The following is a 21,652-nucleotide window of genomic DNA, read 5'->3' on the forward strand; positions in this document are numbered from 1 at the left end:
ACCGGCCCGCCCCGTCCCCGACTGCGTTCCGCGTCCGACTCGTCACCCTGGGGTGATGGGGCGCATGGGGCGTGCGGCGGGAATCCGCGAGTCGGTGCGGTGGCGGGCCCGCCGGATTAGCGTGCGGATATGGCAGTACGCTTCCCCGCTTCGGTCACCATCGACGGCCGGTACGCGCGGCTCGTCCCGCTCTCGCCGCTGCACGTGCCGGCGCTGTTCGCCGCGGCGCGCGCCGACGAAGGGATGTGGCGCTGGCTGTCGACGACACCACCGGGTTCACCGGGCGAGATGGCGTCGCTGGTGGAGCAGCGGCTGGCGCAGGCCGCGGCGGGGGAGTCCGTGGTGTTCGCGGTCGTCCCGCACACCACGGAGCGCCCGTCGGGCTGGGCCGCGTACATCGACGTCTCGGTCGTCGACGAGCGCGTGGACATCGGCTGGAGCTGGCTGGATCCGGCCCTGTGGGGCAGCCCGGTGCACCTGGAGACCCACTTCATGCTGGTGTACTACGCCTTCGAGGACCTGGGCTTCGGCCGCGTCCAGTGGCGCCTGGACGACCTCGACGTGGCGACCCAGGACGCTGTGTCCCGCATCGGCGGCATCCGCGAGGGTGTGCTGCGCCGGCACTTCCGCCGGATCGACGGATCGTGGCGCGACACCGTGTACTACTCGCTGGTCGCCGCGGAGTGGCCGGCCGTGCGGGAGCGCTGGATGGCGGGCTGGATCCTCGAATGACGACGGGCGTCAGTGCCCCTTGCGGGTGCGCCGCCAGGAGAACGGCCCCGGGAGGTCGACGGATTCGGTGCGTTCGCCGCGGGTGTTGACCGTGTGGTGGACGCCCTTGCTGCCCGTGGTGATGGACAGCGAGCGCTTGTTGACGTTCAGGCGGACGCCGGGCAGGATCCGGAACGACTTGCGGAAGCGAAGAGGCATGTGGTGCTCCTTTCCGAGGGTTCGGTCTGGAGTACGTGTGCCCAGCTGACGGCCTTTCAACGGGTCTCATTCTCCAGCGGATCGCAGACCGCCGCGTCAGGCCGGAGGGCAACCCGCATGCCGCCGCCCGCGAGTCCGGTGTCTTCGGCGCCGCCGTGCCGCCGTGCCGCCGTGCCGCCGTGCCGCCGTGCCGCGTCGCGGCAGCGTCGGCGTACCGCTCTCGGCCGAGCCGGTCTTCCCGCCGGCGGAATCCGGGGAGGCGCGATCGCGCCGGGCTCAGGTCCCGGCCGCGTAGGCCCAGAAGGCGCGCATCGTGTCCGGCGCGGCCGGGCCGGTCAGTTCGACCTGGGTGAGCAGCACCGACACGGTGCCGGTGGCCGGGGTGATGTGCGCCGCCGTGCCGGTGCCGCCGATCCAGCCGTAGCGTCCCGGTACGTTCCACGGGGCGGTCGCCGCGACGTCCACCGAGCCGCCGAAGCCCCAGCCCTGCCCGTCCAGGAAGATCTTGTTCGCGGCACGCTCGGCGGGCGGCAGGTGGTCGGCGGTCATCAGCCGCACGGACTGCGCGGACAGCAACCGGCGGCCGCCCGAGGTGCCTCCCGCGAGGAGCATCCGGCCGAAGGCGTACCAGTCGTCGGCGGTCGACACCAGTCCCGACGCGCCGGAGGGGAACGCCGGGGGACTGCTCCACTGCCCGTCCGGCGCGTCCACCAGTTCCAGCCCTCCCCGGGGATCCGGACGGTAGAAGGTGGTGAAACGGCCCAGGTCGGCACGCCGCACGGCGAAACCGGTGTCGGTCATGCCCAGCGGTTCGAAGATCCGTTCGGTCAGGAACTCGGGCAGTGTCCGTCCCGACGCTCGCGCGACCAGCACGCCCTGGATGTCCGAGCACGTGTTGTACAGCCAGGCCTCGCCCGGCTGGTGCAGCAGGGGGATCCCGGCCAGCGTCGCCATCCAGGCGTCCGGCGCCATGACCTGCTGGGGCCGCGGCGGCCCCTGCCTCAGCTCGCCGAACAGCGGGGCGAGCGCGGGCAGGGAGAAGTCCGCGGGAAAGCCGTAACCCGCGCGCGAGGTCAGCAGGTCGAGGACGGTGATCGGCGCCGCGGCCGGCACCACGTCGTCGACCGGGCTCGCCGGGGTGCGGACGACCACGGGCTCGGCCAGTTCGGGCAGCCACGTGGCGACGGGGTCCGACAGGGCGATCAGCCCGTCGTCCACGAGCATCATGACCGCCGCCGCGACCACCGGTTTGGTGATCGAGGCGATGCGGAAGACCGAGTCCCTGGCCATGGGGGCCGGGTCCCCGACCCCCATGGTCCCCACGGCCGCCACCTCGACCCGGTCGCCGCGTGCCACCAGGCCCACCGCTCCGGGCACCGATCCGTCGTCCACGAACGCCTGCAGGACGTCGCGCAGCTGCGGCTCCATCGCTCCACCTTCCCTCGTGTGCCGTCATGGAGAGGACTCCCGCCGCGGCGCCGACTCATCGGTGCGCGGGCGCCGGGCGCCCCGTTCGGCGGTGTGTGGCAAGGGGCGGCCCCGGGCACCCGCGTAGCGTACGGAAGGCCGGCCCGTATCGGGGTGTACACGGAGGAAAGGGCACCGGACCCATGCAGCAGGAGCGCGGTGACCGCTGTGACGTGATCGTGGTGGGGGCGGGCGCCGCAGGCCTGGCGTGCGCCGCGGACCTGGCCGTGGCGGGTCTGGCGGTGCGGGTGCTGGAGGCTTCCGACGCGGTCGGCGGGCGGATGCGCACCGACCGGCACCGCGGCTTCCTCCTCGACCGCGGCTTCCAGGTCTTCAACACCTCCTACCCGCAGGTGAAGCGGCGCCTGGAGCTGGAGCCGCTGCGGCTGCGGCCCTTCACCCCCGGTGTACTGGTGCACACCTCACGCGGGCGGCTGCGCTTCGCCGACCCGACCCGCCCGCCGTACGCGACCGCCGACCTGCTGCCCGGCCGGCTCGCGTCGGGGCGCGACCTGGCGGCGCTGGGGGTCCTCAGCGCCCGTGACATGGTGCTGCCCGCGGGAAGGCTGCGCGCGGGCGCCGACACCACGACGCTCACCGCGCTGGCCGCCGCGGGCATCTCGCCCGAGCTGGTGGAGACCCTGTTCCGGCCGTTCCTGTCCGGGGTCTTCCTGGAGGACGAACTGGAGACCTCCAGCCGCTTCTTCCACTTCGTCTGGCGCAGCATGCTGCGTGGCACCCTCGCCCTGCCCGCCGAGGGGATCGGCGCCGTGCCCGCGCAGCTCGCCGCGCGACTGCCCGAGGGCACGGTCCGCACCGAGGCGCCGGTGCGCGAACTGACCGGTGACGGGGTGCTGCTGGAGGACGGTACGGACCTCGCCGCGCCCGTCGTGGTGGTGGCGACCGGACCGGGGGCGGCCGCACGGCTGCTGCCCGGCCTCACGACGCCGCCCACGCGGACCGTGACGACGTACTACCACGCCCCCGAGCGGTCGCCGCTCGCCGAACCGACGCTGATGGTGGACGAACGACGCCGCTTCCTCAACACCGTGGTCCTCACCGAGGTGCAGCCCGGGCTGTCCCCGGACGGCCGTGCCCTGGTGGCGACGTCCGTGCTCGGCACCCCGGGGCCCGCCGACGAGCCCGCACTGACCGCGGCGCTGTCGGACGTGTACGGCACGGACGCCTCCGCCTGGGAGCCGCTGCACCGCTGCACCGTGCGCGAGGCGTTGCCCGCGATGCCGGCGCCGCACCCGATGACCCGCACCACCCGCGTCTCCCCGGGCCGCCATGTGTGCGGCGACCACCGGGCGACCGGGTCGCTCCAGGGCGCGCTGGCCTCGGGCGCGCGGGCCGCCCGGGAGGTGCTCTCGGACCGCCGCCGGGCGGCGACGCGGCTGCGCTGAGCCGCCGGGGCGCCGGGGGCGCTCAGTCAACGCGACCGGCTGGTCCATCCCGGTCGCGCTGACCCCCTGGGCGATGAACAGCTCCGCCGCCTTGATATCCGCTCCCGGGCGCCTCGGTCACCGCGCCGGCGTACGGGGGACGGTCCTTCCCACCGGCACCCGCCACCCCGTCCCCGTTCCGTCCCCTTCGCGGGGACAGGGGTACACGCGCCTGAGCGAGGTCAGCGCCGGACCCCCTCGGCGTCCCCCGCGAGGCCGCCGCCTGCATGCTGGAGCGGCTCCGCGGCGGCGACGCCTCCCTGGTGGTGGAGCCGCGCAGGCCGGTCGCCCGACCTGCCGCGGCGGCGCGGCGCCGGTCACGACGACCGGGGCCGCGCCCCGCGGGCTCCGGTGGACCGGATCCCCCCGGTCCGCGATGCTGGGGTTCCCACCACGGGCGAGCCGGGGCGGCGAGGAGAGGAAGGACGGCGCGGCATGCCCATCATCTCGCGCGGATTCCACGGCCGGCGCCCCACGTCGGGCAACAACCTCCCGCCGGGACAGTACGAGACCTTCGACTTCCCCGTCATGTCCGCCGGCCCCACACCGCGGATCACCCACGAGGACTGGGAGTTCACCGTCACCACCGAGGACGGCACCTGTCACCGGTGGGACTGGACGGAACTGATGGCGCTGCCCGCCGAGACCCCGACCGTCGACCTGCACTGCGTGACCAAGTGGTCCAAGTTCGGCACCAGATGGCGGGGCGTCTCCCTCGACACGCTGCTCGCCGACGTCGAGACATCCGCCGAGTACGCGCTCGTTCACTCCTACGGCGGCTACACCACCAACCTGCCCCTGGAGGACCTCCTCGACGGGCAGGCGTGGATCGCCCACGAGTACGACGGCGAGGAGCTCGCCCCCGAGCACGGCGGCCCCGCCCGGCTGCTGGTCCCGCACCTGTACCTGTGGAAGTCGGCGAAGTGGGTCCGCGGCATCCAACTGCTCCCGGAGGACGAGCCGGGCTTCTGGGAGAGCGTCGGCTACCACGACTACGGAGACCCATGGCGCGAACAGCGGTACCAAGGCGACTAGGCGACCGCCTGCGCTGGCTGGCCGCCGAACTGGTGGAGCGGCGCGCCGAGTCCGTGGCGGCGCGGACCCTGGTGTTCGACGTGCCCGGCTGGCCGGGTCACCTGCCCGGCCAGCACGTCGACGTCCGGCTCACCGCGGAGGACGGCTACAGCACCCAGCGCAGCTACTCCCTGGCGTCCGCGGCCGACGGCGGCCGGGTCGAGCTGACCGTCCAGCGTGTGGAGGACGGCGAGGTCTCGCCCTACCTGACCGACGACCTCGCCGTCGGGGACGCCGTCGAGATCCGGGGCCCCGTCGGCGGCTGGTTCGTCTGGCAACCCGAGCAGACCGAACCGGTCCTGCTGGTCGGGGGCGGCTCCGGGATCGTCCCGCTCATGGCGATGGTCCGCGGCCGCGCCGCGGCGGGCAGCCGCGCCCCGTTCCGGCTGCTGTACTCCGTACGCACCCCCGAGGACCGGTTCTACGCGGCCGAACTGGACCGGGGCGCCCCCGGCCTCGACACGACACACGTCTACACCCGTTCGGCACCGGACGGGTGGACCCGCCCGGTGGGCCGGCTCCAGGCCCGCGACCTGGCCGAATGGGGCTGGCCCGTGGACTTCGAGCCCACCTGCTACGTGTGCGGCCCCACCGGCTTCGTCGAGACGGCCGCGGGTCTGCTGGTGGCCCTGGGCCACTCCCCGGACCGGATCCGCACCGAGCGCTTCGGTCCCAGCGGGGGATGACCCCGCGCCACCTCACGGTAAGGAGACCACCCCGACCATGACCGAGCGCTACGCCGCCCGCCTGATCGAGGTGCCCGACGAGGGCGTCCGCCTCCACCCGACGGAGGGCACGGCGCCGCCCGAGCGGCCGACCGAGGTCAACCTGCTCGGCATGGCCGTCGCCCTGGCCCTCGGCGCGGCCGGCTACGAGCACCACCCCGCCCTGCGCGACCCCCGGCTGCAGACCCTGGAGGCGCTGCTCGCCGGCGAGGCGGTGATGCCCTGGCGCCCGCCCGCCGCGCAGGCGGGGACCGCCGCGTACGTGGAATGCGAGCGGTCCGGCTCCGGCGTCTTCACCTGCGCGGTACGGCACCGGCCCGCCGAAGGGGCCTGATCGCCGCCCGCGCACCGGGGTGGTACCCCCGTTCCCAGGTTCACCGGGGCCCGGCCGACCTGCGATGGAGGGCACCAAGCCCGCTGTTCCAAGGGATCGGAGGGTGGTGGTCCGGGACACGGACGCCACGGAGACCGCGAACGAGGAGAGCAGTGACGATGCTTGCCACCGTCGCCCCCGAGGACCGATGGTTCGTGGGATTGCGGTTCAGTACGGCCCGCGGTGCCGTGCGCAGCCACTACTACGTGGTCGGTGAGGCCGACGACGCCGAGGACGCGGTGCGGGCCGCGATGCACCGCGCCGCCGACGCCCACGAGTGCGCGGCGCGGGAGAACGCCGAGATCGACGGGGTCGAGGTGCGCCGTCTGCGCTGGAACCCGCTGGGCTGGGCCTACCTCACCGCAACCGACGGGGACGCCGGGGCATCGCTGTGCCTCGGGTCCGGCGCGGGGACGGCGTGGAGCGCCTGATGGCCCTGCTCGGCACGGAGCGGCGCGGGCGCGCGGCGCCTGCGGAGCGTGCGGCCCCGCCGGGCGGGAGCCGACGAACCGCCTGAGGTGGCCGGGGCCGCTCTTCGCGGGCCCGCGCCCCCGTCGGGATGATCGCACCGTGCGTCGTGCCGGATGTGCCGGATGTGCCGGATGTGCCGGGAGGGCACCGGGCCGGCGTCCAGCGTCGCGGTGGCGGCGGCCGCCATGCTCCGCGACCGGCGGGTGCCGTCCGTCACGGCGTCCGTCGCGTCCCCTGGGAGCCGCGCCCGATGAACGAGCGATCCACCGTCCACTCCGTGACCCACGACCTGCTGCGGTCACTGCGGCTGACAACGGTCTTCGGCAACCCGGGATCCACCGAGGAGACGTTCCTCCGGGAATTCCCCGACGACTTCACCTACGTCCTGGCCCTGCAGGAGGCCTCCGTGAGCTCCGGAAGGAGTTCACGGCGGCTCTGGAGTCGGGCGTCACCTGCGTCATCGTGGTGACCACCCGGCCGCAGAAGATCACCCTCTGAGCGCGGGAGGGGAAGGCCCCGACCGACCTGGGACTGCGCGGCCGCGTGCGCCTGTCACCGGTGGCGGGCGGGGACTCGGTCGGGCCGCGGCGGAGGCGCCGACCGCCTGCCGGGTCGGCTGGTAGGGTGACGCGGATCTCCGAACCGGGAACCAAGGGAGTCCGAACGTGGCGGGTGACGACGACATCTCCGGGTGATACCGGGTGTCCTCGGCCATGGGCGGGCGCGCACGACGCGCCGATGCCGTGGCCGTTTCGTCATGCCTTCCCACACTCCCCTTCCCGCGCGGCGGCCCCATGGCCCCGTGCGGTGACCTCCCGAGGGCCCACCCATGTCCGACGCGCATGTCATCTGTGCCCACCCGTCCTTCCCCCGGCCTGACGGCACCCCCGTCCTCGAGGCCCCGTCCTCCACCGTCGGCGGCGTCCGCACCGGTCCCGTCGCGCCGAACGGCGCCGGCGAGAGCACCCTCCTCACGCTGATCGCGGGGGAGTACGGGCTCCGCGGCGGCACCGTCACCGTCGACGGGACGCTCGGCCGTCCCCCGCAGAGCCCGCCGCCGGCCGGTGACCTCGCCATTGCCGAGGTCGCGGGGTCGCCGACGCCGTCCGCGCGATCGACGCCGTCGAGCCGGGGGACACCGCCGAGGAGCACATCGCGACGGTCGGCGACGACGGGGACATCGGGGAACGCACCCGCGCCGAGCCGGACCGGCTCCGCCTCGGCGACCTCGGGCCGCCCGACGAACCCACCGACGACCTGGACATCGACGCGCGCCGCCGGCCGCACCTGTCCGACGGGCGCCTGACGCAGACCGGCGCCTTCCCGGTGTGACCCGCGCCCGTCCCCTCAGCCCTTCCGCCCCGCCTGCCGTCACGGCGGCCATGGCCCCGACCCCTTTTGTGGTGATCCCCGTGACCCAGCCCGCCCTGTCCGCCCATGACCTCGTCCGCACCTTCGGCGGCCGACGCGTGCTCGACGGCTTCTCCCTCACCGCCGCCCCCGGGCACCGCATCGGTCTCGTCGGCGAGAACGGCGCCGGCAAGTCGACCCTGCTCGAAGTGCTCGCCGGAGTGGCCGAGCCCGACGCCGGAACCGTGATCCGCCCTCCCGACCTCGGCTTCCTGCGCCAGGAACTTCCCTTCCCCGGCAGCGCGACGGTCGGCGACGTCCTCGACGACGCCCTGCGCGAGGCGCGCGGTCTCCTGGCCGAGCTCGACCGTTTCGCCGCCGCCCTCGCCAGGACCCCGCAGGACGCGCCCGCCCACGGCGAACTGCTCGACGCGTACGCGGGAGCGCTCGACGCCGCACAGGTCCAGGAGGCCTGGGACGCCGACCGCCGCGCCGACATCGTGCTGGCCGGCCTCGGCCTCGGGGACGTCCCGCGCGACCGCGTGCTGTCGCGGCTGTCGGGCGGACGGCGCGGCCGGCTGGCGCTCGCCGCGCTCCTGGTGCGACGGCCCACCGCCCTGCTGCTCGACGAGCCGACCAACCACCTGGACGACGCCGCCGCGGCCTTCGTGGAGGAGCAACTGCGCGGCCTGCCGGGTGCCGTGGTGGTCGCGAGCCACGACCGGGCCTTCCTCGACGCCGTCTGCACCGACGTGATCGACCTCGACCCGGCGGCGGACGGCCCGACCCGCCACGGCGGCAACTACAGCGCCTACCTGAAGGAGAAGCACGCCGAACGGGCCCGCTGGCAGCGGCGCTTCGACGCCGAGCAGGAGGAACTCGCCGAGCTGCGCCGGTCGGTGGACGCCACCGCCCACCGGGTCGCGCACGACCGGCCCAAGCGCGACAACGAGAAGATGGGGTACGGCCACTCCGGCGGACGCGTACAGCAGCAGATCTCCCGGCGTGTGCGCAGCGCCGCCCGCAGGCTGGGGGAGCTGGAGCGCGAACAGGTCGCCCGGCCGCCGGAGCCGCTGCGGTTGCGTGCCGCCGCACTCGCCGCCCGGTCCGCCGAGGGTGTCCTGCTGGCGCTGCGCGACGTCCATGTGCCCGGAAGGCTCACCCTGGACCGCCTCGACGTGCCGGCGGCCGACCGGCTGCTGGTCACCGGGGTGAACGGGGCGGGGAAGTCGACCCTCCTGGCCGTGCTCGCCGGGCACCTGACGGCGGCGGGCAGGGTACGCCGCAGGGAGGGCCTGACCGTCGGCCTGCTCACCCAGGACACGGCCTTCGAGCGGCCGCACCGCACCGCGCGGGAGACCTACGCCGCGGCGCTCGGCGCCGAGCGCGCGGAGGCGGTCCCGCTGGCAGACCTCGGGCTGCTCGGCACCCCCGAGCTGGACCGGCAGGTCGGGCGGCTGTCCGTGGGGCAGCGGCGCCGACTGGCCCTGGCCCTGCTGGTGGCCGACCCGCCCGAGCTGCTGCTGCTCGACGAGCCCACCAACCACCTCTCGCCGCGGCTCGCGGACGAACTGGAGGAGGCGCTCGGCCCGGGACCGGGCGCGATCGTCGTGGCCAGTCACGACCGGCGGCTCCGGTCCCGGTGGAGCGGCCGTGAGCTGCGGCTGGAGGCCTTGTGAGCCCGCCGGGGCGCTGTCGTGCCCGCACCCGGAGGTGTAACCTTCAAACGACCGATGAAGGGTTACCTGGGATGGGAGGCGCCGAGCATGACGGCCGAGACGGCGGACGACGACTACCTGCTGGAACTGCTCAACACGACCCCGGTCGCCGACGGGACCCAGGTGGACGAACTGGCCGACCCGGCCGCCGGCCGCCGCTGGCTGCGCGCCCACGGCGGCACCGGGACGGCACAGGAGCTGCGCCACCTCCTGGCGGCGCGTGACGCGCTGCAGCGCGTCACACGTGGGGACTCGGCGTCCGCCGAGCTCCAGAAGCTGCTCACCGGGGTCGCCCGGGTGCCGCGGGTGTCCGCGCACGGCGTGGACTGGGTGCTGGAGGCCCCCGCCGAGCGCATGCCGGCCGTCCGGGCCGTCACGGCCTGGGGCGCGCTGCAGGAAGGCAGGCCCGGACGCCTGCGGCCCTGCGCCAACGACGAGTGCCGGCTGTTCCTGCTCGACCGCAGCAAGGCCAACACCGCCCGCTGGTGCTCCATGGCGGCCTGCGGCAACCGCATGAAGGCCCGGCGCCACCACCGGCGCGCCCGGGCCGCCGCCGACTGACCTGCGACGACGGCGGCCCGGGGCCGCACAGGGCCCCGGGCCGCCGAGGGCCGCCGCGCCGCCCGAGCCCGTCACCAGGGCGGCGCGACGGGGTCCGTCAGCCCTTCGTACGGGCGGGCAGCCGCCAGTTCGGCCGCGGGAAGTGGCAGGTGTACCCCTCGGGGTAGCGCTCCAGGTAGTCCTGGTGCTCCGGCTCGGCCTCCCAGAAGGGCCCGACGGGCTCGACCTCGGTGACCACCTTGCCGGGCCACAGGTCCGAGGCGTCGACGTCGGCGATGGTGTCCTCCGCGACGCGCTTCTGCTCGTCGTCCACGTAGTAGATCGCCGAGCGATAGCTCATGCCGATGTCGTTGCCCTGGCGGTTCCGCGTCGACGGGTCGTGGATCTGGAAGAAGAACTCCAGCAGCGCCCGGTAGTCCGTCTTCTCGGGGTCGAAGAGGATCTCGATCGCCTCGGCGTGGGTGCCGTGGTTGCGGTAGGTGGCGTTGGGCACGTCGCCGCCCGTGTAGCCGACGCGGGTCCCCACGACTCCGGGCTGCTTGCGGATCAGGTCCTGCATGCCCCAGAAGCAGCCGCCCGCGAGTACGGCCCTCTGTGTCTGTCCTGCCATGTCAATCCTCCGAATCGGTCCTGTCACCATTGTCGAACAACCCGAGGTAGGCCCCGTAACCTTCCCGCTCCAGGTCATCGGCGTGGATGAAGCGCAGCGAGGCGGAATTGATGCAGTACCGCAGGCCGCCGGTCTGCCGGGGGCCGTCGGGGAAGACGTGCCCCAGGTGGCTGTCGCCCACTGCCGAGCGGACCTCGGTGGCCAGCAGCCCGTAGCCCGGGTCCGGCCGCTCCACGACGGTGCTCCGGTCCAGCGGCCGGGTGAAGCTCGGCCAGCCGCTGTGGCTGTCGTACTTGTCGACCGATGCGAACAGCGGCTCTCCGGAGACCACGTCCACGTAGATCCCGGGTTCCTTGTTGTCCAGGTAGGCGCCCGTGAAGGGGCGCTCGGTGCCGTTCTCCTGTGTCACGCGGTACTGCTCCGGTGACAGTCGCGAGACGGCCTCCGGGTTCCTGCGGTAGCCGGTCACGGTCCCTCCTTGCTCGCGGCTCTCTCTTTTCCGTACGCCCATTGGTGGCGGGGAACGACCGGGTCTTACCTCCCGGGAGCGGCCGGTTCTCGCGGGGGTGCGGCGGGCGCCGCCGTGGAGGTGGGGGCGGGCGGCCGCGTCTAGGATCGCTGCATGGATTCCGCACAGAACGACGGCCCCGCCGGCGACGGGGGCCGGGGCGGCCGGTCGATGGACGCGGAGTCCGCGCAGTGGGTGCGGGCGCTGTCGGCCGGCGGCGACGAGCACGAGGAGGCGACCGGCCGGCTGCACGCCCTGCTGCTGCGGATCGCGTACGCGGAGCTGAACCGGCGAGGGTCGCGGCACGGCATCAGCGGGCCGGAACTGGACGACATCGCCCACCAGGCCGCGGCCGACGCCCTGCTGTCGATCACCCGGAAGATCGGCGAATTCCGCGGCGACAGCCGCTTCACGACCTGGGCGTACAAGTTCGTCATGCACGAGGTGTCGAGCAAGCTCGGCCGTCACTTCTGGCGGACGGCCGGTGTGCAGCTCGACCCCGAGGCGTGGGAGCGGCTCCCCGACCGGCTCGGCGCCGATCCCGTGCGGCAGAGCGAGGCCCGGGAGCTGGTCGCCGCGCTGCGCGAGGCCGTGGACGAGGAGCTCACCGAGCGCCAGCGCCGGGTGTTCACCGCGCTCGCCGTGAACGGCGTGGACGCCGACACGCTCGCGGCGGAGCTCGGCACGAACCGCAACGCGCTCTACAAGACGATGTTCGACGCGCGGCGTAAGCTCCGCGCCCGGCTCGCAGCCAATGGACATCTGCCCCTGACGACAGCGAGGCGCTCATGAACGAATGGCAGGGTCTCGACGACCTCCTGCGCAGCGATCCCCTGGACCCCGGCTGCGACGCGGCGCTCGACCTGATGGACGTCTACCTGGAGCTGTTCCTGGCGGACGCGGCACCGGAGCGGCGCTACCCCGGTGTCGCGGTCCACCTGCGCGGCTGCCCGGCCTGCGAGGAGGACTTCCGCGGACTGCTGGCGGCGGTGACCGGCCGCTGACGGCGGTCAGGCGGTGAGCGGCGGGTTGAGCCGGTAGGGGAGGACGGCGTCCGCCCGCACCGGGACCCGCCCGGTGGCCACGTGCCGCGGGGTGAAGCGGACCCGGCGGCCGGTGCCGCCGTCGTCGCCCGGAACCCCGGGCGACGTCCAGTCGACGGCCGCGGTCCCGGACAGCTGCAGCGTCGTCCCCGTGGCGAAGTCCACGAAGAGCAGGGCCGCGGCGGGGTCGCTCGCCAGGTTGCCGAGGCTGTTGAACATGTTGTTGCCGGGATAGTCCGGCCACCACAGGCCGCCGTCGTCCGTCACCCGGACGAATCCCGGCGGGCCGCCCCGGTGGGAGACGTCCGCGCCGCGTTCGGGGTGGGCGGTGCCGAGGAAGAAGGTGTCGGCCCGGCCCACCATGGCCGCCTGCGCCGCGTCGAGCCGGTCGGCGGGCCACGCTCCGGCGGCGGGGGCGTCCCCGCCGCCCGGGCCGCCCTCCGGCGCGGGGCCGAGCAGGCGCTGCTGGATGTACTGGGGGCAGTTCCCGTAGGCCTGGTCGACGGCGAGTTCGAAGCCGGCGTCGTCGGCAGCGGCGAGGGTGCCGTTGAGGCGCAGCCGGCGGCGGCTCGCGAGGTCGATCACGATCAGGGCCGCGGCCCCGCCGGACGGCAGCCCGGCGAGCGGGTCCCCCGCCCGCGGACGGGCCCCGACCCGTACGGCGTCACCCTGGGTGGAGAGGAAGCCGGGGGCTCCCGTGAGCGGGGAGACCCACAGGCGCCCGTCCTCGTCACGTGCCCCCAGTACGGCGAGGTCGCGGTCGGCGAGGAAGAGGGACACTCCGCCGCCGAGATGCGGCGGGTCGAGCATGCCCCGCAGCCGGGCGGCCTGCTGAGCGACGCCTGCACGTCGCTGGACGGCGAGTTCTCCCTCGTGGAAGCCGGTGTGGCGGGTCATGGCCCTCGCAATCGTCGTTCTGCGGTTCATGATGCGGGATGCGGTGGCTCAGCGCGCCAAGCCCGCCCGGTCGAGGAAGCCCAGGATCAGCTCCGCGACGGGCTCGACATGGGTCTCCAGGAGGAAGTGGCCCCCGTCGAGGAGGTGCACCTCCGACCGCTGCGCGTCCTTGGCGAAGGCCCGGGCGCCGTCGGGCCCGAAGATGGGGTCGTGCTCGCCCCAGACCGCCAGCACGGGAACGGCGTGGGTGCGCAGGTACTCGTGCAGGCGCGGGTAGAGCGGGATGTTGGTGGCGTAGTCGCGGAAGAGCGTGAGCTGCACCAGGTCGTTGCCGGGTCGGGAGACCAGCTGGAAGTCGTGGTGCCAGGTGTCGGGGGAGACGCTGGTCTCGTCCGCCACTCCCGTGACGTACTGCCACTTGATGCCCTCGAGGCTCAGCGCCACGCGGACGCCCGCCTCGGTCTCGGGGGTCTGCTCGCGCTGGTAGGCGCGGACGTCGTCCCAGAACTCCTCGACGAGTCCCGCCTCGTAGCCGTTGCCGTTCTGGGTGACGATCGCGGTGACGGCGCCGGGGTCGTCCAGCGCGAGGCGCCAGCCGATCGGCGCTCCGTAGTCCTGGACGTAGAGCGCGTACCGCGTGACGCCCAGCCCGTCGAGCAGGCCCCTGGTGAGTCCGGCCAGGGCGTCGAAGGAGTACGCGAACTCGTCGGCGGCGGGGGCGTCGGAGAACCCGAAGCCGAGGTGGTCGGGCGCGATGACGCGGTAGTGGCCGGCGAGCCTCGGGATCAGCTCGCGGAACATGAACGAGCTGGTCGGGAAGCCGTGGAGGAGCACGATGACGGGGGCGTCGGCCGGGCCCGCCTCCCGGTAGAAGAGCCGGTGCCCCTGGACCTCGGCGTAGCGGTGGTGCACGGTGGCCATGTCTAACCCCTTCGATTCACTTGGATGGTTACATAGAAACAGGGTCGGGGTAACCTGTCAAGCGAGTGATGGGGGTTAGCAGGGGGCGGGTGGGGCGCTCGTCCGGCCCGGGGCGGGAAGCGACGGCGCCCTCTTGGTGTTGTGCATGGCCACAGGGGACTTCGGGTGCCCGCCGGACGTACGGCCGGCGAAGCCCGCGACAGGGACGGAAGACGCAGATGACTGGTACGGCCATGGCACAGCGCGCGAAGGGCAACGAGGAAACCCGGATCGTCACCCCCCGGCTCGTCCTGAGGCCGTGGCGTACCGACGACGCGGAAGCGGCGCTGGCCGTCTACGGTACGGACGACGTGACGCGCTGGCTGGCGCCGGCGATGACCCGGCAGCCCGACGTCGCGTCCATGCGGGAACTGCTGCGCTCCTGGCAGGAGGGCGGCGCCGCCCTGGAACGGCCGGCCGGACGCTGGGCGATCGAACTACGCGAGAGCGGTGAACTCGTCGGCGGAGCCGCCGTCCTGCCGCTCCCGCCGTACGGCGTCGACCTCGAGATCGGCTGGCAGCTCGCCCAGCCGTTCTGGGGCAGGGGCCTGGCCGCCGAGGCCGGACGCGCGCTGGCGGGTCACGCCTTCGCGGCGGGCGTGGACGAACTCTTCGCCGTGGTCCGCCCGCGGAACGACCGCGGCGCGGCCACCGCCCGCAGCGTCGGCATGGAATGGGTCGGGGAGACCGAGAAGTACTACGACCTGCGGCTGCAGGTGTACCGGCTGCGCAAGGGGGAGTTCGAGGCCTCCACCGCGCCGGGGCCCGTGGCCTGACGCCGGACTCGCGCGGCGGGTCGCGAAAAGCCGGGTGCCGGACCGTACGGAGCACGGTCCGGCACCCTTGTGTCATGCACGGCGCGTCACCGCGCCGCCGTCAGCGACCTGGGTCAGTGACGGGCTGCGGCGCGACGCTTGCGGTTCGCGAACAGCAGGCCGCCGCCGGCGAGCAGCGCGACGGCCGCACCGCCCGCGAGCAGCGGGGTGGAGCTGGAGGCACCGGTCTCGGCGAGGTCGCCGGCCGGGGACTCGTCGGTGGAGGGGGTCGAGGGCGCAGCGGAGGGGGCCGTGTCGGCCGACTCGCTGGGCGTCTCGCTCGGCTTCGGAGACTCGGTGGTCTTCGTCTCCGTCGGGGTGGGCGTGGGGGTGGGCGTGGTCTCGTCCGAGCCCTCGCAGACCGGGGCGGTCTTGTCGCCCTCGAACGAGTAGCGCTCGCCGTCGCCGGCCTTCACGCTGAGGTGGAGCTTCACCTCGGCGGTGTGCGCGGGGATGTCGATGGTCTGCTCGAACGACTTGCCGAACTCCGTGGCCGGCAGCAGGTCCTTGCCGTCCGCGGTGATCGTCACGGTGTTCTTGACGTCGCCGTTGTACGCGTTCAGGTGGACTTCCACCTTGGAGCAGTCAGCGCTCCAGCGAGGCGTGTGGGCGGACGCCGGGGTGGCGCACAGGCCGAGACCGATGATGCCGGTCGCGGCCGCCGCTATCAGGGTGCCGGGTCGGGACCAGGCACGGCGGGGGGATGGGGTCACAAGTTCTCCAGGCTGTCGCTAATTCCGATGCCAATGGCAGCCGCAATCTACTCCGCCTCTTCACACCGCTCACTGCCGCCCCACAGCTAACGTGGAAACGCGGGGGAAAGGTCGGATTCGCCTGATGTGCGCGGCCGTTGTCAGACGCCTGCGCCAGACTGCCGTCATGTCCGCGAACGACGCCACCGCCGCAATGCCCGAACCCGCCGCCCTGTTGGCGGCGACCGACTGGTCCGCACTCGCGCACGCCTACGGGCCCGCCGACGGCACCCCGGACGATCTGCTCGGTCTCCTGCACCAGGACCCGGAGGTGCAGGCCGAGTCGCTCGGCCGGCTGGAGATGTCCGTCCTGCACCAGGGGTCGTTGTACTCCGCCACCGCGCCGGCGGCGCTGTTCGTCGCCGGCATCCTTAACGACCCCCGCACCCTCGCGGTCCACGAGAGCTTCTTCCCCTGGGACGACCGGGCCCGGCCGCTGCGTGCCGCGCTCCTGGAATGGCTGGGCGAACTCGCCGACTCCGCCGCGTACGAGGACGACGAGGACGACGAGGACGACGGGGAGGACCCGGAGGGCGGCGGCGAGGAGTGGGCCGAGGAGATCGCGGCGATCGAGGCGTGCCGTACGGTTCGTCCGCAACTGTTCGACGCGGTCGTGCCCTGGCTGGACGACGCGGACGCCACCGTCAGGGAGGCGGCCCTCGGCGCGGTGACACATCTGCTCCGGGCACCCGAACTCGCCGACCGCATACCGGCCGCGGCCGAACGACTGGAGCGGATCGCCAGGGGCGACGGCGACCGCCGCGAACGGGCCGGCGCCCTCCTGTCGCTGGGCGCCTGGGGCCGTGACACCGGTGGCCTCCTGACGGACTCCGACCCGGCGGTACGCGCCTGCGCCGCCCTGGGTACCACCGGCCCCGGCGCCGTGCCGGCCCTGCTCGACGCGCTCGCCGACCCCGCGGCCGCAGACCGGTGGTTCGACGAGCCGCTGCCCCACTTCGACGGCTGGTTCCGTTTCACGCTGCTGCGCGGACTGCTCGACCGGACCGGGCACTTCGACGAGGTCCTGCCGGCCGCCCTGGCGCTCGTCCCGATGTGCGGCCAGTACACCGTCGACAGCGATTGGGGCCCGCTCCTCGCCTCCGCCTTCCCCGAGCCGTACACGCCCGGCCGCCCCCTGACGGCCGCCCAGCACGCCTTCCTGCGGGCCCTGGCCGAGCGTGACGCCTGCTGGGGCGACGTCGCCAACCGTGTCTCCTGGCTGCGGTCCGCGGGACTGCCCACGGAGCGCGCCCCGCTGCGCGTCCTCCTCGCCGCGGGGGCGGCGGCGCCGTCGCCCTGATGCCCGCCTGACGGCGTTCCGCCTCAGCCCCCGTCGAGGGGCAGGGACGCCACGAACTCCGCCAGACCGGCCGGCCGCGGCGGCGCCTCGCAGGGGAGGAAGCGACGGTAGTGGTCGGCGACCAGCCGACGCAGAGCCGGCTCGTCCGGTGCGGCGCCCGTGAGTTCGAGGGTGACCCGGTGGGGTTCGCCCGTCATGCGCAGGGGGCGGGCCCGCGCGTCGAATCCGCAGGTGTACTCGCCCGGCTCCTCCCAGTAGGCCTCCGCGTGGGCCGCGTTCGCGAGGACGTATATGTGGAGGTCGTCGTCGAAGAGGATCACGGGGCCGGTCGGTGCGGTCATCCGGGCAGTATGGCGGAGCCCGCCGCGCTCCCGCCGTGCCGGGTGACGCGGGAGCGCGTCAGTCGGCCGCCGCGGGCTGCCAGGGGACTCCGGGGACGACGAGGGGGCTGCCCGTGACCGGGTCGGGGACGATGACGGAGGTGAGGCCGAAGACCTCGTGGACCAGGTCCGCCGTCACGATGTCCCGGGGCGGGCCCTGGGCGACGACGCGGCCGGCCTTCATGGCGATGAGGTGGTCGGCGTAGCGGGCGGCCTGGTTGAGGTCGTGGAGCACGGCGACGACCGTGCGCCCGCGCCCGTGGTTGAGGCGGCGGACCAGGTCCAGCACCTCGACCTGGTGGGCGATGTCGAGGTAGGTGGTCGGCTCGTCCAGCAGCAGCAGATCGGTCTCCTGCGCCAGGGCCATGGCGATCCACACCCGCTGGCGCTGCCCGCCCGACAGTTCGTCGACCGGCCGGTCCGCGAGATCGGCGGTGCCGGTGTGCTCCAGGGCCTCGGCGACAGCGCGTTCGTCGGCCTCGGACCACTGCTGCCACCACTTCTGGTGGGGCTGGCGCCCGCGCGCCACGAGGTCGGCGACGGTGATGCCGTCCGGCGGCGTGGGGCTCTGCGGCAGCACGCCGACCGTGCGGGCGATCTGCCGGCCGGGGATGCGGGCGAGTTCGGTGCCGTCCAGCAGGACCGTGCCGGAGCGCGGCTTGAGCAGCCGGCCCAGCGCGCGCAGCAGCGTGGACTTGCCGCAGGCGTTGGGGCCGACGATGACGGTGACGCGGCCGTCCGGGATCTCCAGGTCCAGGCCGTCGACGACGGTTCGGTCCTCGTATGCCAAGGTCAGTGCCCGGGCGGTGAGTCGGCTGGTACGGCTCATGGGGTGGTGCCTCCGGAACGGCTGCGGGTGCGGGCGATCAGCCACATCAGGTACGGGGCGCCCACCGCTGCGGTGAGGACGCCGACGGGGAGTTCGACGGGGGAGAACAGGCGCCGGGCCAGCAGGTCCGCGACGACGACCACGAGCGCGCCCGTCAGCGCCGAGGACAGCAGCGGGATCTGCGCGGTACGCGTCAGCCGGCGGGCGATCTGCGGGGCGAGGAGGGCGACGAAGTCGACCGGTCCGGTCGCACCCGTCGCCACGGACGCCAGGACGATGCCGAGCGCGGTCAGTCCGAGCCGCACCCGGTCCAGCCGGATGCCGAGGGCCAGGGCGGTGTCGTCGTCGAGGGAGGCCCCGCGCTGGGCCCTGGCCGCCCACAGCGCCGCGGGGACCGCCAGCAGGAGCACCGTCGCCAGGGGAGCGGCCTGGTCGTAGCCGCGGCTGTTGAGCGAGCCCGTCAGCCAGACCTTGGCCTGCTGGGCGACGAGGAAGTCGCCCTTGGTGAGGAAGAGTTGGGTCAGCGAGCCCAGGGCCACCGAGACGCCGATCCCGACGAGGACGAAGCGTGAGGCGTGCAGCCCGCGGCGCCAGGCGAACATGTAGACCAGCAGCGCCGCCGCGAGTCCGCCCGCGATCGACACATAGGGGAGCGCGGTGTACGAGACGAGGCCGAAGCTCATCGCGGCGACCGTCGCGGCGCCCGCGCCGTGGGTGACGCCTATGACGTCGGGGCTGGCCAGCGGGTTGCGCGCGACGGTCTGCACCAGCGCCCCGGCGACGCCGAAGGCGAGCCCGGCGAGCAGGCCCACGACCAGCCGCGGCAGCCGCAGCGTGCCGACGACGAGCTGGTCGGGGCTGGGCCGGCCAAGGAGGACGTTAACGACCTCCACCGGGGAGACGAAGGACTCGCCGACGCAGAGGTAGACCACGACGGCCGCGGCCAGCAGCACGGCGAGCACGACGGCGACGAGGACGGCCCTGCGGTGGACGAGGAGGCTGCCGCGCCCGCGGCGCAGGACGGCGTGCCCCGCCGGGCGCACCCGTCGGCCGGCGGCGGCCGGCGAGGCGTCCCGCGCCACGGTGTTCGTGGGGTTCGTGTTCTTGGGACTCGTGCGGCTCATGCGGCGACCACCGTCCGGCGCCGTACCAGCGCGATGAGGAAGGGCACGCCGAGCAGGGCGGTCATGACGGCCACCGGCACCTCCGAGGGTGGGAAGACGATACGGCCGAGCACGTCGGAGGCGAGGATCATCACCGGTCCCAGGAGGGCGGCCACCGGGAGCACCCAGCGATGCGCGGCGCCGACCAGGGCCCGGGCGATGTGCGGAACGGCCAGGCCCGTGAAGGCGATCGGGCCCACGGCCGCGACGGCGGCGCCGGTCAGCACGGTCGCCCCCACCGCGCCCAGGACGCGCAGCAGCGCCACGTTGTGGCCGAGGCCCTTGGCCGCGTCGTCGCCGAGCGCGAGCGCGTCCAGTCCCCGGGCCAGCACCGCGGCCAGGAGCAGTCCGGCGGCCACGAACGGCCAGATCTGGCCGATGACGTCGCTGCCGCGGCCGCTGATCGAGCCGACCTGCCAGAACCGGAACTCGTCCAGGGCGTGGGCGTCGGTGGTGACGATCCCGGAGACCACGGAGGCGAGGAAGGCGTTCATCGCGGCGCCCGCGAGCGCCAGTTTCACGGGGGAGGCCCCGCGGTAACCGCCCGCGGCGACGGCGTACACGGCGACGGCGGCGACCGCGGCGCCCACGAAGGCGAACCAGACGTACCCGGTGAGGGTGTGCACGCCGAGGAACGCGATCGCGCACACCACCCCGACGGAGGCGCCCTGGCTGACGCCTAGGATGCCGGGTTCGGCGATGGGGTTGCGGGTGATGCCCTGCATCACGGTCCCGGCCACGGCGAGGGCCGCGCCGGCCAGCACGCCGATGACGGTACGCGGTACGCGCAGCGCCCGCACCACCTGGGCGTCGTCACTGGTGCCGCCGTGCAGCAGGGCCTGGACCACCTCGCCGGGGGCGATCTGACGGCTGCCGACGGCCAGGCTCAGCAGGACGGTGATCAGCAGCATCACCGCGCACCCCACCAGCCAGGCGATACGGCGACGGGTCGGTCGCGCCATGCGCCGAGCTCACTCTCTCTTTCCGGTTCGGGTGTCGTACGGGCGCCGGGCGCCGGCGGGCACGACGGCCCGCCGGCGCCCGGCGCACGGCTCTGGAACAGCCTCGCCGGCTCAGGCCGTGAGGTGCTTCTCCAGGTCGTCGAGGACCGCTTCGGCAGCGGTGACCCCGAGCCCGAGGTACCAGGTCTCGTCCGGGACGTCGAAGGCGTGGCCGTCCTTGACCGCCTGCAGGTTCTTCCACAGCGGGTTGCCCTGGGCCTTGGACTTGTCGGTGGCCTTGGGGTCGCCGTAGACGCCGGTGAAGATGTAGTCGGCGTCGGCCTGGTCGATGTTCTCGGCGCTGATCTCGGCGGCCAGGTCCTCGATGTCCTGGTTCTTCGGCCGCGGGATGCCGACGTCCTTGAGGATGGTGCCGATGAACGAGTCGTTCGCGTAGAGGCGGATCTTGCCCTCGGGCATGTAACGCACCATCGACACGCTCGGCTTGTCGGCGCCCAGCTTCGTGCCGAGGTCCGCCGCCTTCTTCGCGTACGCGTCCAGGTTCGCCCTGGCCTGCGCGGTCTTGTCCAGCGCGGCGGCGTTGAGGAGGTAGTTCTCCTTCCACGTGAAGCCGGGGCGGATGGAGAAGACGGTCGGCGCGATCTGCGAGAGCTCGTCGTAGGAGTCGGCGGCGCGCAGTTGGCTGCCCAGGATCAGGTCCGGCTTGAGCGCTGCGACGGCCTCGAGGTTGAGGCTGTTGATGGTGCCGATGTTCGCGGGCTTGCCCGCCTTCCCGCCGAGGTAGGACGGGAGCTCCGGCGAGCCCTCGGTGGGCGCGAGGCCGACCGGCTTGATGCCGAGCGAGACGACGTTGTCGAGCTCGCCCACGTCCAGGACGACGACGCGCTCGGGCCGCGCCTTGAGGACGGTGCTGCCCATGGCGTGGGTGATGGTGCGCGGCCACTCGCCCGGCTTGGCGGTGGTGCCCATGGCGGCGGTCTTCTCCGCGGCGTCCCCGAAGTCCTCGCCGCCCTGCGCGACGGACTTGGAGTCCTTGGACCCGGCGGTCGCGGAGGCTGCTGCGCTGCCCTCCTTCCCGTTGCTGCTGGACCCGCCGCAGGCCGCGAGAGACAGCGCGGCGGCGATGGCGACAGCGACGGCGGCTGTGCCGCGGCGCCGAAGAGACATGTGGAGACTCCTGTACATGGTTCGCCTTTGAAGTATTAGGCGAGCCTAACCTTATGCGCTGCCTGTGGGTCTCCCGCAGGCGGGGGGTCCGTGGGCGCCCCGTCACCCTCGTGCGGCCTGCGGCGACCCCGGGCTCGTGAGTCCCGGACAGG

25 protein-coding genes are annotated in these 21,652 nt (G+C 73.8%); 13 read left to right on the plus strand and 12 right to left on the minus strand.

Annotated elements, in window-relative coordinates:
• Positions 1 to 129 precede the first annotated feature (129 nt).
• Positions 130 to 732, plus strand: a complete 603-nt coding sequence (locus B085_RS0131335) for a GNAT family N-acetyltransferase (RefSeq protein WP_018562565.1) — start codon at positions 130 to 132, stop codon at positions 730 to 732.
• 9 nt (positions 733 to 741) lie between these two features.
• On the opposite strand, the gene B085_RS0131340 is transcribed toward B085_RS0131335, so the two are convergent.
• Together B085_RS0131340 and B085_RS0131345 are read right to left on the minus strand one after the other, a co-directional pair.
• Positions 742 to 930 (minus strand): DUF4236 domain-containing protein, encoded by a 189-nt coding sequence (locus B085_RS0131340; protein ID WP_018562566.1) that lies wholly within the window; start codon positions 928 to 930, stop codon positions 742 to 744.
• A gap of 276 nt (positions 931 to 1,206) precedes the next feature.
• Positions 1,207 to 2,358: a serine hydrolase domain-containing protein gene (locus tag B085_RS0131345; protein WP_018562567.1), complete on the minus strand. Its 1,152-nt coding sequence runs from the start codon at positions 2,356 to 2,358 to the stop codon at positions 1,207 to 1,209.
• Between the two features lie 182 nt (positions 2,359 to 2,540).
• Here B085_RS0131345 and B085_RS0131350 point away from each other — a divergent pair, with 182 nt between their 5' ends.
• From B085_RS0131350 to B085_RS0131390, 8 genes are all read left to right on the plus strand, one after another.
• The gene (locus B085_RS0131350) at positions 2,541 to 3,803 is read left to right on the plus strand and encodes an NAD(P)/FAD-dependent oxidoreductase (RefSeq protein ID WP_018562568.1); all 1,263 of its coding nucleotides are present in this window, start codon (positions 2,541 to 2,543) and stop codon (positions 3,801 to 3,803) included.
• A 474-nt stretch (positions 3,804 to 4,277) separates the two neighbouring features.
• Positions 4,278 to 4,877: a sulfite oxidase-like oxidoreductase gene (locus B085_RS0131355; protein ID WP_018562569.1), complete on the plus strand. Its 600-nt coding sequence runs from the start codon at positions 4,278 to 4,280 to the stop codon at positions 4,875 to 4,877.
• A complete protein-coding gene (locus B085_RS0131360; RefSeq protein WP_026251638.1) occupies positions 4,847 to 5,602 on the plus strand; it encodes a ferredoxin reductase in 756 nt (251 codons plus the stop codon). The genes B085_RS0131355 and B085_RS0131360 overlap by 31 nt, the downstream gene beginning before the upstream one ends.
• 37 nt (positions 5,603 to 5,639) lie before the next feature.
• Positions 5,640 to 5,975, plus strand: a complete 336-nt coding sequence (locus B085_RS0131365; protein ID WP_018562571.1) for a hypothetical protein — start codon at positions 5,640 to 5,642, stop codon at positions 5,973 to 5,975.
• Positions 5,976 to 6,127: 152 nt separating this feature from the next.
• Positions 6,128 to 6,445: a hypothetical protein gene (locus B085_RS45985; protein WP_018562572.1), complete on the plus strand. Its 318-nt coding sequence runs from the start codon at positions 6,128 to 6,130 to the stop codon at positions 6,443 to 6,445.
• A gap of 290 nt (positions 6,446 to 6,735) precedes the next feature.
• Positions 6,736 to 6,954 (plus strand): hypothetical protein, encoded by a 219-nt coding sequence (locus B085_RS0131375; RefSeq protein WP_018562574.1) that lies wholly within the window; start codon positions 6,736 to 6,738, stop codon positions 6,952 to 6,954.
• Positions 6,955 to 7,897: 943 nt separating this feature from the next.
• The gene (locus B085_RS0131385; protein WP_018562575.1) at positions 7,898 to 9,514 is read left to right on the plus strand and encodes an ABC-F family ATP-binding cassette domain-containing protein; all 1,617 of its coding nucleotides are present in this window, start codon (positions 7,898 to 7,900) and stop codon (positions 9,512 to 9,514) included.
• An 87-nt stretch (positions 9,515 to 9,601) separates the two neighbouring features.
• Positions 9,602 to 10,114: a CGNR zinc finger domain-containing protein gene (locus B085_RS0131390; RefSeq protein ID WP_026251640.1), complete on the plus strand. Its 513-nt coding sequence runs from the start codon at positions 9,602 to 9,604 to the stop codon at positions 10,112 to 10,114.
• Between the two features lie 97 nt (positions 10,115 to 10,211).
• Here the strand turns inward: B085_RS0131390 and msrA are convergent, their stop codons facing one another.
• Positions 10,212 to 10,724 carry a peptide-methionine (S)-S-oxide reductase MsrA gene (msrA, locus tag B085_RS0131395; protein ID WP_018562577.1) on the minus strand — a complete coding sequence of 171 codons (513 nt, stop codon included), beginning with the start codon at positions 10,722 to 10,724 and terminating at the stop codon, positions 10,212 to 10,214.
• Position 10,725: 1 nt separating this feature from the next.
• Entirely contained in the window at positions 10,726 to 11,193 is a 468-nt protein-coding gene (gene msrB / locus B085_RS0131400; protein ID WP_018562578.1) for a peptide-methionine (R)-S-oxide reductase MsrB, read from the minus strand.
• A 153-nt stretch (positions 11,194 to 11,346) separates the two neighbouring features.
• On the opposite strand from msrB, the gene B085_RS0131405 reads away from it, so the two are divergent.
• On the plus strand, positions 11,347 to 12,024 hold the full coding sequence (locus B085_RS0131405) for an RNA polymerase sigma factor (protein ID WP_018562579.1): 678 nt from the start codon (positions 11,347 to 11,349) through the stop codon (positions 12,022 to 12,024).
• A complete protein-coding gene (locus tag B085_RS0131410) occupies positions 12,021 to 12,236 on the plus strand; it encodes a hypothetical protein (protein WP_018562580.1) in 216 nt (71 codons plus the stop codon). The genes B085_RS0131405 and B085_RS0131410 overlap by 4 nt, the downstream gene beginning before the upstream one ends.
• Before the next feature lie 6 nt (positions 12,237 to 12,242).
• Here B085_RS0131410 and B085_RS0131415 read toward each other — a convergent pair whose 3' ends face one another.
• Together B085_RS0131415 and B085_RS0131420 are read right to left on the minus strand one after the other, a co-directional pair.
• Complete coding sequence (locus tag B085_RS0131415) at positions 12,243 to 13,172, minus strand: pyridoxamine 5'-phosphate oxidase family protein (RefSeq protein ID WP_018562581.1); 930 nt, start codon at positions 13,170 to 13,172, stop codon at positions 12,243 to 12,245.
• 48 nt (positions 13,173 to 13,220) lie between these two features.
• Entirely contained in the window at positions 13,221 to 14,093 is an 873-nt protein-coding gene (locus B085_RS0131420; protein ID WP_018562582.1) for an alpha/beta fold hydrolase, read from the minus strand.
• Between the two features lie 233 nt (positions 14,094 to 14,326).
• Here B085_RS0131420 and B085_RS0131425 point away from each other — a divergent pair, with 233 nt between their 5' ends.
• Positions 14,327 to 14,908 carry a GNAT family N-acetyltransferase gene (locus B085_RS0131425; RefSeq protein ID WP_018562583.1) on the plus strand — a complete coding sequence of 194 codons (582 nt, stop codon included), beginning with the start codon at positions 14,327 to 14,329 and terminating at the stop codon, positions 14,906 to 14,908.
• A gap of 113 nt (positions 14,909 to 15,021) precedes the next feature.
• Here the strand turns inward: B085_RS0131425 and B085_RS0131430 are convergent, their stop codons facing one another.
• A complete protein-coding gene (locus B085_RS0131430; protein ID WP_161275771.1) occupies positions 15,022 to 15,660 on the minus strand; it encodes an LAETG motif-containing sortase-dependent surface protein in 639 nt (212 codons plus the stop codon).
• A gap of 166 nt (positions 15,661 to 15,826) precedes the next feature.
• On the opposite strand from B085_RS0131430, the gene B085_RS0131435 reads away from it, so the two are divergent.
• A complete protein-coding gene (locus B085_RS0131435) occupies positions 15,827 to 16,999 on the plus strand; it encodes a hypothetical protein (protein WP_063741107.1) in 1,173 nt (390 codons plus the stop codon).
• A gap of 23 nt (positions 17,000 to 17,022) precedes the next feature.
• Here the strand turns inward: B085_RS0131435 and B085_RS0131440 are convergent, their stop codons facing one another.
• From B085_RS0131440 to B085_RS0131460, 5 genes are all read right to left on the minus strand, one after another.
• Positions 17,023 to 17,340 carry a hypothetical protein gene (locus B085_RS0131440; protein ID WP_018562586.1) on the minus strand — a complete coding sequence of 106 codons (318 nt, stop codon included), beginning with the start codon at positions 17,338 to 17,340 and terminating at the stop codon, positions 17,023 to 17,025.
• Between the two features lie 58 nt (positions 17,341 to 17,398).
• Positions 17,399 to 18,208, minus strand: coding sequence for an ABC transporter ATP-binding protein (locus tag B085_RS0131445; protein WP_018562587.1), 810 nt, complete (start codon positions 18,206 to 18,208; stop codon positions 17,399 to 17,401).
• Complete coding sequence (locus tag B085_RS0131450) at positions 18,205 to 19,332, minus strand: FecCD family ABC transporter permease (protein ID WP_018562588.1); 1,128 nt, start codon at positions 19,330 to 19,332, stop codon at positions 18,205 to 18,207. The genes B085_RS0131445 and B085_RS0131450 overlap by 4 nt, the downstream gene beginning before the upstream one ends.
• Positions 19,329 to 20,333 (minus strand): FecCD family ABC transporter permease, encoded by a 1,005-nt coding sequence (locus B085_RS0131455; protein WP_026251644.1) that lies wholly within the window; start codon positions 20,331 to 20,333, stop codon positions 19,329 to 19,331. Before B085_RS0131455 ends, B085_RS0131450 begins: the two co-directional genes overlap by 4 nt.
• 111 nt (positions 20,334 to 20,444) lie before the next feature.
• A complete protein-coding gene (locus B085_RS0131460; protein WP_018562590.1) occupies positions 20,445 to 21,500 on the minus strand; it encodes an ABC transporter substrate-binding protein in 1,056 nt (351 codons plus the stop codon).
• Positions 21,501 to 21,652: the final 152 nt, after the last annotated feature.

The sequence above is a fragment of the Streptomyces sp. BoleA5 genome (assembly GCF_000373665.1).
Classification (GTDB): Bacteria; Actinomycetota; Actinomycetes; order Streptomycetales; family Streptomycetaceae; genus Actinacidiphila.

What these genes read in the sequence shown, in the direction of transcription:
- B085_RS0131335 (WP_018562565.1), top strand. Translation starts at nt 130, where the DNA reads ATGGCAGTACGCTTCCCCGCTTCGGTCACCATCGACGGCCGGTACGCG.
- B085_RS0131340 (WP_018562566.1), bottom strand. Translation starts at nt 930, where the DNA reads ATGCCTCTTCGCTTCCGCAAGTCGTTCCGGATCCTGCCCGGCGTCCGC.
- B085_RS0131345 (WP_018562567.1), bottom strand. Translation starts at nt 2,358, where the DNA reads ATGGAGCCGCAGCTGCGCGACGTCCTGCAGGCGTTCGTGGACGACGGA.
- B085_RS0131350 (WP_018562568.1), top strand. Translation starts at nt 2,541, where the DNA reads ATGCAGCAGGAGCGCGGTGACCGCTGTGACGTGATCGTGGTGGGGGCG.
- B085_RS0131355 (WP_018562569.1), top strand. Translation starts at nt 4,278, where the DNA reads ATGCCCATCATCTCGCGCGGATTCCACGGCCGGCGCCCCACGTCGGGC.
- B085_RS0131360 (WP_026251638.1), top strand. Translation starts at nt 4,847, where the DNA reads ATGGCGCGAACAGCGGTACCAAGGCGACTAGGCGACCGCCTGCGCTGG.
- B085_RS0131365 (WP_018562571.1), top strand. Translation starts at nt 5,640, where the DNA reads ATGACCGAGCGCTACGCCGCCCGCCTGATCGAGGTGCCCGACGAGGGC.
- B085_RS0131375 (WP_018562574.1), top strand. Translation starts at nt 6,736, where the DNA reads ATGAACGAGCGATCCACCGTCCACTCCGTGACCCACGACCTGCTGCGG.
- B085_RS0131390 (WP_026251640.1), top strand. Translation starts at nt 9,602, where the DNA reads ATGACGGCCGAGACGGCGGACGACGACTACCTGCTGGAACTGCTCAAC.
- msrA (WP_018562577.1), bottom strand. Translation starts at nt 10,724, where the DNA reads ATGGCAGGACAGACACAGAGGGCCGTACTCGCGGGCGGCTGCTTCTGG.
- B085_RS0131405 (WP_018562579.1), top strand. Translation starts at nt 11,347, where the DNA reads ATGGATTCCGCACAGAACGACGGCCCCGCCGGCGACGGGGGCCGGGGC.
- B085_RS0131410 (WP_018562580.1), top strand. Translation starts at nt 12,021, where the DNA reads ATGAACGAATGGCAGGGTCTCGACGACCTCCTGCGCAGCGATCCCCTG.
- B085_RS0131415 (WP_018562581.1), bottom strand. Translation starts at nt 13,172, where the DNA reads ATGACCCGCCACACCGGCTTCCACGAGGGAGAACTCGCCGTCCAGCGA.
- B085_RS0131420 (WP_018562582.1), bottom strand. Translation starts at nt 14,093, where the DNA reads ATGGCCACCGTGCACCACCGCTACGCCGAGGTCCAGGGGCACCGGCTC.
- B085_RS0131425 (WP_018562583.1), top strand. Translation starts at nt 14,327, where the DNA reads ATGGCACAGCGCGCGAAGGGCAACGAGGAAACCCGGATCGTCACCCCC.
- B085_RS0131435 (WP_063741107.1), top strand. Translation starts at nt 15,827, where the DNA reads ATGTCCGCGAACGACGCCACCGCCGCAATGCCCGAACCCGCCGCCCTG.
- B085_RS0131440 (WP_018562586.1), bottom strand. Translation starts at nt 17,340, where the DNA reads ATGACCGCACCGACCGGCCCCGTGATCCTCTTCGACGACGACCTCCAC.
- B085_RS0131445 (WP_018562587.1), bottom strand. Translation starts at nt 18,208, where the DNA reads ATGAGCCGTACCAGCCGACTCACCGCCCGGGCACTGACCTTGGCATAC.
- B085_RS0131450 (WP_018562588.1), bottom strand. Translation starts at nt 19,332, where the DNA reads ATGAGCCGCACGAGTCCCAAGAACACGAACCCCACGAACACCGTGGCG.
- B085_RS0131455 (WP_026251644.1), bottom strand. Translation starts at nt 20,333, where the DNA reads ATGGCGCGACCGACCCGTCGCCGTATCGCCTGGCTGGTGGGGTGCGCG.
- B085_RS0131460 (WP_018562590.1), bottom strand. Translation starts at nt 21,500, where the DNA reads ATGTCTCTTCGGCGCCGCGGCACAGCCGCCGTCGCTGTCGCCATCGCC.